This window comes from Paenibacillus xylanexedens (assembly GCF_017874615.1).
GTDB classification, from domain to species: Bacteria; Bacillota; Bacilli; order Paenibacillales; family Paenibacillaceae; genus Paenibacillus; species Paenibacillus xylanexedens.
Window position 1 is genome coordinate 228044 of record NZ_JAGIKV010000009.1, and the last position, 12807, is coordinate 240850.

Genomic DNA, 12807 nt, shown 5'->3' on the forward strand with positions numbered 1-12807 from the left:
GTCTATTGTGTTCCTCTTTCAGAAAGCCGGGGGTTGTCCAATTGCGCAGGTAGAAGATACGTTTACGGAAAACTGGGGTGTTCAATCCGGGTTTGCGTAAATGACGAAGGCAGTGTGTTCTGAACGGCATCACTCCTCTCAAGAGTAAAATGTATCTGCTTAACAGGTTCTGTGAATGAGGTCATTATCTAATCAACCTAAGGTCAATAAATTGATTTACAAAGATAAATGGGAACTTATGTTCACAACAAGGTTATTTTTGTAAATAAAACTGCTTGGAACGTATATTATCACAGTGTAAAACTTTGGAAAAGATGCAATTTTAGCTTTTTGCTAAAATTGTGTCTGAAGTAGGGGAGAGGTAGCGTTTTTCACATAATTTGACGTATTTTGTCTAAAATCAAGGCCTGTACCCTCGTGTTCACAGGGAGAACCTGCTTACTGCAAGGACAAACGCCGTTTCCACTGCTCCACGAATACATAGAATAACGTGTACTCCCTTGGCATGCCGATGATCGAATGCGGGAGGTGAAACTGTTGCGCAAAACCCGTACCACAGCACGTTATGCAACCCGATCCAATGTGACACGAAGAAAAAAAGTGCTGAAGAAACGAAGATGGAAGTCTGGACACAAAAAGGGTACAAAGGCCTATACGTTCGTTATTCCGTCCAGACAGCTGATGTCACAGGCTAAGGATGGAGTAGAGAATGGAGCGGAAAATGGCATGAGTGATGCTCCTTCACACAGGGATGTTTCTCAGGGACCGGTGCTCTCGGTCATTATCCCTGCTATGAATGAGGAGAAAACGATTGGTGCAGTTGTACGTGAAGCGCTGCGGATATGCCGTGATGCTGAAGTGCTTGTCATTGTAAATGGTTCAACAGACGGTACGGCTAACGCAGCCAAACGGGCTGGAGCACGAGTGCTCACGTATGCAGAAGCGCTGGGGCATGATGGAGGACGAAAAGTAGGCGCAGCGGAGGCACGCGGTCAGGTATTGCTTTTTACTGATGCAGATATCGCAATTCCCGCAGAGCACCTTGCGCCTTACGTGAAGGCTGTGCTGAAGGGAACGGATGTGGCGCTTAACGACTACCATGGGCCGGTCACTCATCATCCCGTTCATCCGGTAGTGGAGGCCAAACACATGTTGAACAGCATACTCGCAAGATCCGATCTCCGGGGGGCATCCATGACAGCTATTCCACATGCAATAAGCCGAAAAGGACTTGAGGTCATGGGGATATCCTCACTGGAAGTTCCGCCACTCGCACAAGCCAAGGCAGTGATTGGCGGACTTCGGGTACGCGCTGTTCATCACGTACCTGTTGGTAGAATGAATGCAGTACGAATCAAGAAGCGAAGCGGACCTGATCCGCTCAGTCAAGTGGTACTGAATGATCATATGGCAGCGATCAAGTGGATTACGGATACGCTCGGTCCCCGCGGAGGTTATACCGATCTGCAACGTGTTCGCAACCTGGCGAGGTAAGCATGTCGCATCGGATGATGCAGCATGCTGGAGGTGAGGATATGAAGGAACGTTCAGGGATTGCCCGCCGCAGGCGGACAACTAATAGACGAACGACAGCAGGACGAACAGTAATGAACAAGCGTCATCGGAACAGGAAGCATTTAAATATTCAAAAAACAAGAAGAAGCCGATCAAAGTCTGGCCAAGTAAATCTGCACTTGATGTGGAAAGCGGGGCAAGTTGCAGGAAGCGAGGCAAAGGCGAACAACACAGTATCAGAAGAACATGCACGTCTCATATGGAATGCACACGCGGCGAACGTTGCGGAGCTAAGCAACTTCGAGTTAGCCCTGAACGCAGGTAAGGCATTTATGCAGGGTTATGCGCATGCCTCGGGACATTCATTCCAGATCGTACCGCTACCTCTTCGTCATTCGGCTGCTGCCATTGTCTGTGCCTGTAATGAGGAACACACACTGGGGCAGGTGTTATTGCAACTAAAGCGGTTGCCTCTGACGGATATTATTGTGGTACTGAATGGAACGACAGATGACAGTTTGAAACAGGTGTTAACGCAGCCGGGACTTACAGTAGTCTATGAACCGGATCGGGCAGGACATGATGTGGGCCGGGCACTTGGAGCCAAGATGACGGATGCGGAGACGGTTCTCTTCGTGGATGGAGATATGGTCGTCTCGGCTGAACAGCTTGCACCCTATCTGTACGCGGTTGATCGGGGACAGGATGTGGCGTTGAATAATCTGACGTCTTTGCTTCCTGCGTTTGCAGGGCAGGATGAGGTAAGCCGGATCAAAGCATATCTGAACCGTACATTAGGCAGGGCAGATCTCGGTTCCAATTCCATGACAGCCGTGCCTCATGCATTGTCTCGTCGTATGATTCAGACCGTGAAGCCAGCATCACTGGCCGTTCCACCTAAAGCACAAAGTCTAGCTATTCAGCATGGAATGAACGTCTCGGCACCAAGTCAGGTGGATGTTATTCGTTCCAATCGGTTGCGTCCTGGTAACACGGGAAGTGGGAATGATGTCGCCAGATTGATCATCGGAGATCATCTGGAGGCACTGGCTACATTGCTGGATACAGGTTGGAATCCAGCTCAGGCACATACGCTCTCCCGTGCAGAAGTGGCTTACAGGAGGAACGCCAGATGACACTGACGAGTATGATTATCCCAACGTACAACGGTCTGGATCTGATCAGGCCCTGCATCGATGCCATACGTCAATACTCTGGCGATCCTGCGTCATATGAAATTATCGTTGTAGATAACGGTTCGACGGATGGAACGGCTGAATATTGTGCGCTGGAGCGAATTCGATTTGTAAGGTTCCCGGACAATCGGGGATTTCCGGCAGCGTGTAACGCTGGACTTCGTGCAGCCTGCGGGGATGAGTTATTGCTGCTGAACAATGATGTTACGGTCACGCCCCGTTGGCTGGAGAATCTGCGAACGGCTCTGTACAGTGATCAAAGTATTGGGATCACGGGGCCTGTTACGAATTATGCAAGCGGCATCCAGCAGATTGAACTGGCATTTCGGGACATGGAACATTTTCAGGAGTTAGCCGATTCCAATAATGTTGCCGATTCTTCAAGGTGGAGGGAAGTACGCCGGATCGTCGGTCTGTGCATGCTGATAAAACGAAATGTAGTGGAATCGGTTGGACTGCTTGACGAGGCGTACTCTCCGGGACACTATGAGGATGACGATTATTGTTATAGAGCAAGATTGCAGGGATATCGCTTGCTGGTATGTGGAGATGTTCTCGTGCATCATCAGGGAAGTGCCAGCTTCCAGAAGACAGATCCGGTAGCGTGGAAACAGCTGCTTGAGCGTAATCGTTCGATTTTTATGAACAAATGGCATGTCGATCCGCTTGAATATATGGACATATCCGATGAAGGAGGGAACGTGGAATGAAAGGTGTAATTCTTGCCGGCGGAACAGGAACTAGACTGTATCCGCTGACCCGGCTCATTAACAAACATCTGCTTCCAGTCGGTAAACATCCGATGATTATGTATGGCATCGACAGGCTCCGCCAGGCAGGCATTGATGAACTATTGATTGTGATCAACAAACATTCCGCCGGGCTATATACAGAGTATCTTGGTGGCGGAGCAGATCATGGCGTGAAGTTGACTTATCGCATTCAGGAAAAGGCAGGCGGGATTGCGGAAGCGTTGGATCTGGCGACCACTTTTATCCTTCCTGGAGAAAAATTCGTTGTGCTTCTCGGTGATAATCTCTTCAGCGATGATCTGAAGCCTTATGTGGACCGTTACATGCAGCAACCTGCTGGTACAGCGCGAGTTCTGCTCAAAGAGGTGGATGATGCACGACGTTACGGGGTGCCTGTTTTTGATTCAAAGTATCCAGAGCGAATCTCGTACATTGAGGAGAAGCCAAGCCAGCCGAAAACCTCTTATTGTGTGACGGGCATATACATGTATGACGATCATGTATTTAACCTGATTCGCAACATTGCGCCGTCTGCGCGTGGAGAACTTGAAATTACGGATGTGAATAATCACTACGCATCTACTGGCGGACTGGAATACGACATTTTGCAGAAATACTGGAGTGATGCAGGTACATTTGAATCGCTCCAGGAAGCAGCTGTCCGTATGAAAGGACAATTGCCCTAAAATATATGCGACTGATGCTGCCGCTGTGCGGTGCCCCATGGGAGCAGAACACTCTGCGCCGGAGCTGGAAGGATGCTCCGGCGCTTTGCGCAGCGACAATCCTCGTGCATGCCAAAGGAGGGAATGGCGTGAGAGTAGTGACACGCACCGGGGCCGCTAGGGCCTCCGTGTCGGGTAAACCCCGGGGCATCCACCCGGCCGTATTTATGGGCAGTGGCACTCCGGCAGTAGCAGGTACAGGGTCTGCTGGAGTCAGAGGTGTGAAGTCAGGGAAACGTAGTACCCTGACCAAAGCAGGTACATCTGCCGGCGCAGCGCATAAGGTACGTGCAGGCAAAGCGAACAGCACAGGCAGTGTTGTTGGCAGAGCAGGCAAAGCTGGCCGCGCGAGCGCGAGCAAAGCGCCAAGAGCTAGCCGCACCGGCAAAGGCAAAGCCGGCCTGCGCCGGGCCACTGCTGGGCGCAGGCATGCACCAGCGCGGGGCGGGCGTGCCGCTGCCCGCGCCAAGCAGCGCACGGCGATGCGTCGTGCGCCCTTGCCAGCACCGCAAGCCAGCACGCCACAGGCGATGCCTGCCAGCGGTGCTGGCCCCGCCCCGCGCCAGGCGACACACCCGAAGGGTGTCGCCCCCCCGGGGCGGGGAGGCGCTGCCGGCGCGAATGCGGGCAGCGCGAAGGGCTTGCCGCCTCCGCCCGCGGAGCACGCAGTGCAGGCGGAGGCCGTGCCCGGCGGCTACGCCGAGGGCTACCGCGACGGCGTATTCGCCGGCGGGGAGGCGCTGGTGGCGCAGCACATCCCGCCGGATCACATTCTGCCTGCCGTGGCGGCGGCAGATCTGATCGCGGCGGGATTCCGCCAATACGCGCCCAGCCTGGCCCGGCTGTCCAGCCCTCATGAGATGGCTGGACACATCACAGCGGCGCTGGATGCGCAGCGCCCCTTATCTGTCGTTCGCCTCGGAGATGGCGAACTGCTCACGCTGGCAGCCGATACGGTGCTGCCAGTCCAGGAAGTGCAGGAGCTGGCACCGTTTCTGCCCTATGCAGGGGTGCCATGCTCAACGCCAGACATCCGCGCGATGCTTGCGGAAGCCATACAGGCCGCCGACTGGGTTGGCGTGCCGATCTCGCGGGCGCCGACATTCCAGGGGCTGTTATTCCCGGTATTGCGCCACTTCGGGATCGACTGGTCTCGGCTGAAATTGACCAGTTCCACGATCAATTACAGTCTGCATCAGTCCGGCCTGGTGTTGCCCTTGTTGCAAGGACGGCGGGTTCTGCTCATAGGTAGCCAGGCACCAGAGCTTGCGGCACTGCTGCATAACCGGGGGATTCATGTCACAGGTATCATTGGTTCTGTGGAGGGAGTCATGGATATTCCCAAGGTGATGCAGCAAACCGCAGAACATGCTTTTGATATCGCGTTGGTGGCGGCGGGAATTCCGGCGGTCATTCTGTGTCGGCGAATTGCAGGTGAACTCGGCAAGGTCGCTCTGGATTTTGGACATTTGGCTGACAAACTGGTAACAGGAGAGCTTCAACTCTAGTGGACCGTCCGGGGGCTGGTCATGTGCGTGTTAGCCTCACGGACAAGTGGAAATGGAGGGAGCAACATGAGCACACCCGATCAACAGCGCGGGGAAAAACGTCATAGCCGCAGCAACAAGGTTAAGGCTCGAAACGTCGTCCGTCGAAAGGGTCACAGTCATCTGAACATTATTCCAAATATCAGCACTCGCAGTGACAACAGCCGCAGTGAAAACAACCGAAATGGCAGCATAAGCAGTGAAAAAAAAGCGGCCCGCCGTGCCACAAAGCACGATGTCTCGCGATCTGATATGGCAGTCCTGCATGCAGCAGGTCGCCGCTCAATACGGAAATCCAGACGTAAAGGCAAAAGCAGGGGCACAGCCAAAGGCGCCAGGCTCTACAAACAGGGGTATACCAGAGGATACAACGAAGGTGTCCGCCAGGGACAGAGCTCGTTTGGTCTTGTTTTTGAAGGAGTTAGCATCATTATCCCCACGTACAATCAGCGGGAGTATGTGCTGAAATGTGTGTCCAGTATCGAGAAACATACCCCTGCTCCCTTCGAGATCATTGTCGTGGATAATGCCTCCAAGGATGGAACTGCCGAGGCGATGCTCCGCAAAGGCGGCATGGTGAGGGTGGCTGCCCTGGATCAGAACCGGGGGTTTGCCGGAGGTGTCAATCATGGACTGATGATGGCGAGAGGACGACATATCATCGTGCTGAACAACGATACGCTCGTTACTCCGGGCTGGCTGGATAACATGATGACTTGTCTTGCCAGTGATCCGAAGATTGGTGTGGTGGGCCCGGTGACCAACTATATTGGCGGGGATCAGCAGATTCAGGTTCCTTACCATGAGGTAGAAGAGATGTGGTCTTTTGCCGCCACACATAATCGTCCGGATGCAGACAAACATCGAATAACCGATCGCTTGGTCGGATTCTGCTGGCTGTTCTCACGGGAGCTGCTGGAACGGGTAGGTTATCTGGACGAAGGGTACGCGGTGGGCAATTTCGAAGATGATGACTGGATCATCCGGGTGAAGCTGGCAGGATACCAGCTTGCGGTAGCCGGGGATGCTTTTATCCACCACTTCGGAAGTGTCAGTATGAAAGCCTTGGGTGAGCAAGACTTTGCTGTAGTGAATAAGGATAACGAGCAGTTTTATAGCCAAAAGTGGGGAGATCCCCATGCGCTGGTTGCCGAAACCTCCCGCTTGGCTAGACAACAAACCTCTGGTACCCCATCCGGTCAACAAGAGGAGGGTGACACACACCCAATGGATCCGCGTCAGCGAATCTCAACGCAGGGCAGCCAAGATCCAGCATTACAGTTCAGACACAGTTATGACTTCTACCCGGAAGGTTCGTTCCTGTCCGATGCCAAAGGAGATGTCTATACTTTAACTGGCGGTCGGCGGCGTAAGTTGAACATCCCTGTACCGCGTGGAATATCTCCTGTTCAGGTTGCCAAACCGGACCTGCTCGCCATTCCTGCCGGAGAAGCACTGATATCAGCGGGGGACGTGCAAGGATGGCCGAGGGAATCACAACAGGTGCATACGACAGCGGTTCATGGTTCTCACCATGGCTGGGCAGAAGGAAGTATTGTTGCCGCAGTGGATGCACCCGAGATTCGATATCAGATCAGCGGAGACAAGCGGAGACGATTTGTATCGGTCTATGCGGCAGAACGTTGGGGTGTACATTCTGGGCATATTATCAGCGTGTCTGCGGACCAACTGAATGCGATGGAAGAAGGCTGGCCCATTATCGCCCCACCTCAGCTCTTGAACCCCGATCTGTAATGTCAGGCGATCTGTTTATGCGAATCAGCAGCATGATGCGGAATGGAAAATGTAGCGGTACCCTGTGTAATCGCTCTGATTCATTCCGCATCCGAATATTACATATGGGTTGGTAGCTAGAATACTGAAGCAGTGCGATTCATTCCTGTAAAATAAGCCATCTTTCAAATTTATAATTTAATCTTTCTATTTGGTTATAGGTTTATTCTATTAGCAAATCCATTGACGCAGGAAGGGCACAGGAGTACATTTAGAGCCATAATTCTTATTTAACAGATAGGAATTGAAGGTCTAGGACGTTCATATTCAATCGCCCAGATCTTGATCTTAAAACTAATCAGGAGGTATGTCGATGTCATCATCAACCAAAAAAGTCGTGCTGTGGAGCAAAACAGGCTGTCATTTCTGCGGGGAAGTGAAAGCATTTCTGACAGAGCGAAACCAGCCTTTTGAGAACATTGAAGTGCAGGGCAATGACGTGCTGCGTGATGTGCTTGAAGCAAAATATGGCATTCGGCATGTACCCGTTATTGAAGTGGGAGGGGACGGCAAGTTTGAAGCCTTGCTGGAACCTGATCTGGAGAAGCTGGCGGAACTTCTGGCACGAGCGGACGAAGCGGCAGCAGTCTAACGGGAGTGGATATATACCTTTGAAGCAAGCCGTTCCGGCTGTTGTATGATGCAAGATCGCATTTGTACAGCAGCTGGAACGTTCATAAGTTATGGCTCTCTTGGCATGTAAATGGTCTTATTTACATCTTCAATGTTCATATAGAAAAAATCTATTAGTCACGCTGTTGACCCTTTTACGGGGCAGTGATAAGATTTGTGAAATTAAAACAAACCAAACTCATAGGAATAGTTAACTTTTAAGTTATTTTGCATACGTAATCAGTTCAGTTGGCCCTTGATCATTCTTTTGAAGATTCTAATCCAAGGAAGGCGGAGTGCATATGACAGCGAAACGCAGTTTGAAATTTGGAGCCATTATTCATGGGGTTGGAGGAAGCAACACCACATGGAGACACCCGGAGGTTCTGTCGGATGCCAGCGTTAACTTTGGATTCTACAAACGTCAGGCACTGAAAGCGGAGGAAGGCAAGTTCGATCTGGTCTTTATCGCAGACGGTCTGTATATTACCGAGAAATCCATTCCGCATTTCCTCAATCGCTTCGAACCAATCAGTATCCTCTCCGCTTTGGCTGCCGTTACTTCACATATTGGACTGGTAGGCACCCTCTCGACATCCTATAGTGATCCGTTCACCGTAGCCAGACAGTTCGGTTCCCTCGATCAGATCAGTGATGGCCGTGCAGGCTGGAACGTTGTGACTTCTCCGCTGGAAGGTACAGCGAAGAACTATAGCAAGAGCAGTCACCCTTCGCATCCGGAACGTTATCGCATAGCCGCAGAATATTTACAGGTAACCAAAGGTTTGTGGGACTCTTGGGAAGATGATGCCTTTGTAAGAGACAAAGAGAGCGGCGTATTCTTCGATCCATCCAAGCTGCACACGCTTAATCATGAAGGAGAGTTTTTCTCCGTACAAGGTCCGCTCAATATTGCCCGTTCACGGCAAGGACAGCCGGTAATTTTCCAGGCAGGTTCATCGGAAGATGGCAAAACGCTGGCGGCGCAAGAAGCGGATGCTGTGTTTACCGGACACGATACGATTGAAGATGCACAGGCATTCTATAAGGATGTGAAAACGCGGGCGGCTTCCTATGGACGTTCTTCACAGGATATTGTTATTCTGCCAGGCATCAATCCTATTGTTGGACGGACGGAAGAGGAAGCTGAACAGAAATATCAGGAGATCGCAAGTCTGGTTACCATTGATAAAGCGCTGGATTACCTGGGACGTTTCTTCGAACACCATGATTTCTCCCAATATCCGCTGGATGAACCGTTCCCGGAGCTGAATGGCATTGGAAGCAACAGTTTCCGCAGTGGAACCGACAAGATCAAAAAGGATGCCAAAGAGCAAGGATTGAGCTTGCGTGAAGTGGCTCTGCGGGCAGCAACACCACGCAGCAAATTCTTGGGCACACCGGAGCAGGTCGCTGACAAGATTCAGGAATGGTTCGAGACGGAAGCGGCGGATGGTTTCATTATTGCTTCGGAGCTGCCAAGTGGATTGTCTGATTTTGTGGAACTGGTTGTTCCGATTCTGCAAGAGCGCGGCCTGTATCGTACGGACTATGAACACGATACATTGCGAGGTAACCTTGGGGTACAGATTCCGGTTAACCGTTATACGGCTGCGAAGAAGCAAGTTGTATCTGATTTGGCATAACGGATAGGGAGCGTACGAGCATTTGATTTTGTCTGTTGTGTTCTCCAAACGGTAATGAAATAAATTACTACGTTTCGTACTATTTTAAAACCGACTTAACTCATAGGATATATATAGTATTGGTATAAACATCAATTTAATGACACCTGTATACACAGAGGGGGAAGCGATATGAACAGGTCTATCTCATGGATGAAATATATGGCATTGGCAGCAGTATTGGTGATGGTATTATCCGGCTGCGGAGCGGCGGGAGGCAGCACGAACAGTACGGCACAAGCATCAGGCGGGGGGCAGGCCGGGCAAGCTGAAGGAGGCAACCTGACTTTTGCACTCGCGACTTCACCGGATACACTAGACCCTCATCGTAGTGGGCTTGCCGTAACAGTACGCGCCATCCGAACGATCTACGACAATCTGGTCGTGCAGCTGCCTGATGGTTCCATCAAACCTTGGCTTGCCACGGAATGGAGCGTATCCAAAGACGGCAAGAGTTATACGTTCAAGCTGCGTGAAGGTGTGAAGTTCCATGATGGTACACCGTTTAATGCGGAAGCCGTGAAATACAATCTGGACCGGGTGATCGACCCGGCCACCAAAGCTGCCAATTCCCTTGCCCTGATTAGACCCTACAGCTCCTCCGAGGTCATTGATGAATATACGATCAAGGTAAATCTGGAATCACCATCGCAAGCCTTTCTCGGTAACTTGAGCCAGGCACTTCTGGGGATCGTATCCCCTACAGCTGCCCAAAAATATGGTGACCAGCTAGGTAAAAATCCGGTGGGCACAGGTCCGTATACCTTTGTGAAATGGGATGAAAATGCGGATATCGTCGTTGCCAAAAACAAGGATTACAACTGGGGACCTGAGACGGTTGAAAATAAAGCCGCGCCCCATGTGGATACGATCACATTCAAGATTGTACCGGAAGAAGCAACGCGTATCGGAAGTGTACAGAGTAGTCAGGTACTCGCTGCCGAGACGGTTCCACCGCAGAATATCGCTGCATTGAAAAACGATCCGAACCAGCAATTGTTACAGGCCAATACGGTTGGACTGCCGTACACACTCTTTTTCAATCTGCGCAAAGCGCCTTGGGATGATGTGAAAGTAAGGCAGGCAATACAATCCGCTGTAGATGTGGAATCGATTGTCAAAACATTGTATCTGGGCAACTACGAACGAGCGTGGTCCGCACTGTCTCCTGGAATCCTGGGTTATGATGCATCGCTGGAAGGAAGCATCAACCCGGACATCAACAAAGCCAATCAGCTGCTCGATGAACAAGGCTGGGTGAAAGGCGCTGACGGTATTCGTGCCAAAGACGGCCAGAAACTGACCCTGCGGTATGTCGATGGTTCGCCAAATCGGGAGAAACGCAATGACATTGCCGCCATTATCCAACAACAGTTGAAACAGGTTGGCATTGCTGTTGAAGTCGAGATTACAAAAGATATCGCAACAGTCATCTATCAGAACTGGGATTATGATCTCTATGGAAACAGTCAGGTCAATTCTGACCCAAATGCCTTGTACGCTTTCTATCATACGAGTGCAGAGGGCGAGCGTCCGACATTGTCCGGTTTGTCTGATCCAAAGATCGATGAACTGTTAGAGCAGGGAGCGGTCGAGACAGATCCTGATAAACGTGTTCAGATCTACAATCAAATCCAGCAATACCTGATTGAGCAAGCGGTAATTCTGCCGATCTATGTATTCCCGTATACTGTCGCTGCATCCAAAAAGGTCGAAGGCATCAAGTTTGATTCACTGGGGTATCCACTCTTTAACGACGTCCGCATTCAGCCCTAACAGAGGTTGTTCAAAAAGTCCACTTTTGATTACGAGTCATGCCTAATGGCATGATCAGCATCGAATATGAAATTCAGCCGAAATGTCCGTTGCTCACGTAGTTTCCTACGCTCCGCTACTCCATTTCTAGCTTCATTCCATCTTCTCGGTACTGAAAACTGGTCTTTTTGAACACGCACTATAGGAACGACCAATCCAGATTCAGGAAGGAGATATCCCGGTATGGTTCAAACGATACTGTCACGACTCGCAACATCGCTCCTGGTTATATTCGGAGCTTCGGTGCTGGTGTACTGCATCATGTATCTTCTGCCGGGTGATCCGGTTCTGCTCATGCTGGACCCGTCCTCGGCTACCCCGGAGATGATCGAGAATCTGCGGGTTCAGCTTGGACTAGATCAGCCGTTTTATATCCAGTTTGCGAACTATTTCGGTGATATGATGCGTGGGGATTTCGGTAAATCAATGATTAATTCCGATCCGGTATTGCCAAAAATACTGGAACATTTTCCAGCCACACTGGCTTTGACCGCACTCAGCTCCATCATTGCCATTACGATTGGAATTACACTTGGTGTATTGTCTGCGATTCATCGCAATGGCGTGATTGATTTCGTCGCCCGGCTCGTTGGACTGTTTGGCATCTCCATGCCAACCTTCTGGACGGGGATACTGCTCATCCTGTTATTCTCGGTACAGCTTGGCTGGTTCCCGGCGATGGGGTCCGATGGATTCAGTTCACTGGTTCTTCCCGCGGCTACGCTGGGTCTCGTAGGTGCAGGATTTATTGTACGGATGGTGCGGAACAGCATGCTGGAAGTGATCAATGAACCGTTTATCGTGGCTTTACGGGCCAAAGGACTTTCGGAACGTGCCATCATGTATGGTCATGCACTGCGTAATGCACTTATTCCTGCAGTAACGGTAATCGGCATGCTGATCGGTGATCTGCTTGCGGGAACCGTTGTGGTGGAGACCGTCTTCTCCAGACAGGGGATCGGCCGAATTATTGCCGATGCGCTAATGGCCAAGGACCTTCCCGTGGTGCAAGGCGTTGTTTTCTTTACATCTATCATCTACGTTGTCTTGAACCTGCTGGTGGATATCTCGTATTCGTACATTGACCCTCGGGTTCGGCGTGCAGTCCGCACATAATATTGGATGGAACAGTCAGAAGTGTCCTGACGCGGAGTATGAAAGGAGGA

10 protein-coding genes are annotated in these 12807 nt (G+C 51.1%); all 10 read left to right on the forward strand.

Features of this window, described 5'->3' with window-relative positions; genetic code table 11:
* Window positions 1-528 precede the first annotated feature (528 nt).
* The 10 genes from J2Z28_RS14510 (at window position 529) to J2Z28_RS14555 (ending at window position 12757) form a co-directional block, all read left to right on the forward strand.
* Window positions 529-1494: a glycosyltransferase family 2 protein gene (locus tag J2Z28_RS14510; protein WP_342357506.1), complete on the forward strand. Its 966-nt coding sequence runs from the start codon at window positions 529-531 to the stop codon at window positions 1492-1494.
* 41 nt (window positions 1495-1535) lie between these two features.
* On the forward strand, window positions 1536-2651 hold the full coding sequence (locus tag J2Z28_RS14515) for a glycosyltransferase family A protein (RefSeq protein ID WP_244988289.1): 1116 nt from the start codon (window positions 1536-1538) through the stop codon (window positions 2649-2651).
* Window positions 2648-3421: a glycosyltransferase family 2 protein gene (locus J2Z28_RS14520; protein WP_017692484.1), complete on the forward strand. Its 774-nt coding sequence runs from the start codon at window positions 2648-2650 to the stop codon at window positions 3419-3421. Before J2Z28_RS14515 ends, J2Z28_RS14520 begins: the two co-directional genes overlap by 4 nt.
* Window positions 3418-4149 carry a sugar phosphate nucleotidyltransferase gene (locus J2Z28_RS14525; protein WP_211083006.1) on the forward strand — a complete coding sequence of 244 codons (732 nt, stop codon included), beginning with the start codon at window positions 3418-3420 and terminating at the stop codon, window positions 4147-4149. The genes J2Z28_RS14520 and J2Z28_RS14525 overlap by 4 nt, the downstream gene beginning before the upstream one ends.
* 899 nt (window positions 4150-5048) lie before the next feature.
* The gene (locus J2Z28_RS14530; RefSeq protein ID WP_244988306.1) at window positions 5049-5696 is read left to right on the forward strand and encodes a GT-D fold domain-containing protein; all 648 of its coding nucleotides are present in this window, start codon (window positions 5049-5051) and stop codon (window positions 5694-5696) included.
* A 66-nt stretch (window positions 5697-5762) separates the two neighbouring features.
* Window positions 5763-7490 (forward strand): glycosyltransferase family 2 protein, encoded by a 1728-nt coding sequence (locus tag J2Z28_RS14535; protein WP_244988290.1) that lies wholly within the window; start codon window positions 5763-5765, stop codon window positions 7488-7490.
* A 352-nt stretch (window positions 7491-7842) separates the two neighbouring features.
* Window positions 7843-8121 (forward strand): glutaredoxin family protein, encoded by a 279-nt coding sequence (locus tag J2Z28_RS14540; RefSeq protein ID WP_036605813.1) that lies wholly within the window; start codon window positions 7843-7845, stop codon window positions 8119-8121.
* 322 nt (window positions 8122-8443) lie between these two features.
* Window positions 8444-9787: an LLM class flavin-dependent oxidoreductase gene (locus tag J2Z28_RS14545; RefSeq protein WP_127547065.1), complete on the forward strand. Its 1344-nt coding sequence runs from the start codon at window positions 8444-8446 to the stop codon at window positions 9785-9787.
* 171 nt (window positions 9788-9958) lie between these two features.
* Entirely contained in the window at window positions 9959-11602 is a 1644-nt protein-coding gene (locus J2Z28_RS14550; protein WP_211083007.1) for an ABC transporter substrate-binding protein, read from the forward strand.
* 222 nt (window positions 11603-11824) lie between these two features.
* Window positions 11825-12757 carry an ABC transporter permease gene (locus tag J2Z28_RS14555; RefSeq protein WP_211083008.1) on the forward strand — a complete coding sequence of 311 codons (933 nt, stop codon included), beginning with the start codon at window positions 11825-11827 and terminating at the stop codon, window positions 12755-12757.
* Window positions 12758-12807: the final 50 nt, after the last annotated feature.

Excerpts from the sequence above, each read along its gene's own strand:
- J2Z28_RS14515 (WP_244988289.1), top strand. The coding sequence starts at position 1,536 with ATGAAGGAACGTTCAGGGATTGCCCGCCGCAGGCGGACAACTAATAGA.
- J2Z28_RS14520 (WP_017692484.1), top strand. The coding sequence starts at position 2,648 with ATGACACTGACGAGTATGATTATCCCAACGTACAACGGTCTGGATCTG.
- J2Z28_RS14525 (WP_211083006.1), top strand. The coding sequence starts at position 3,418 with ATGAAAGGTGTAATTCTTGCCGGCGGAACAGGAACTAGACTGTATCCG.
- J2Z28_RS14530 (WP_244988306.1), top strand. The coding sequence starts at position 5,049 with ATGGCTGGACACATCACAGCGGCGCTGGATGCGCAGCGCCCCTTATCT.
- J2Z28_RS14535 (WP_244988290.1), top strand. The coding sequence starts at position 5,763 with ATGAGCACACCCGATCAACAGCGCGGGGAAAAACGTCATAGCCGCAGC.
- J2Z28_RS14540 (WP_036605813.1), top strand. The coding sequence starts at position 7,843 with ATGTCATCATCAACCAAAAAAGTCGTGCTGTGGAGCAAAACAGGCTGT.
- J2Z28_RS14545 (WP_127547065.1), top strand. The coding sequence starts at position 8,444 with ATGACAGCGAAACGCAGTTTGAAATTTGGAGCCATTATTCATGGGGTT.
- J2Z28_RS14550 (WP_211083007.1), top strand. The coding sequence starts at position 9,959 with ATGAACAGGTCTATCTCATGGATGAAATATATGGCATTGGCAGCAGTA.
- J2Z28_RS14555 (WP_211083008.1), top strand. The coding sequence starts at position 11,825 with ATGGTTCAAACGATACTGTCACGACTCGCAACATCGCTCCTGGTTATA.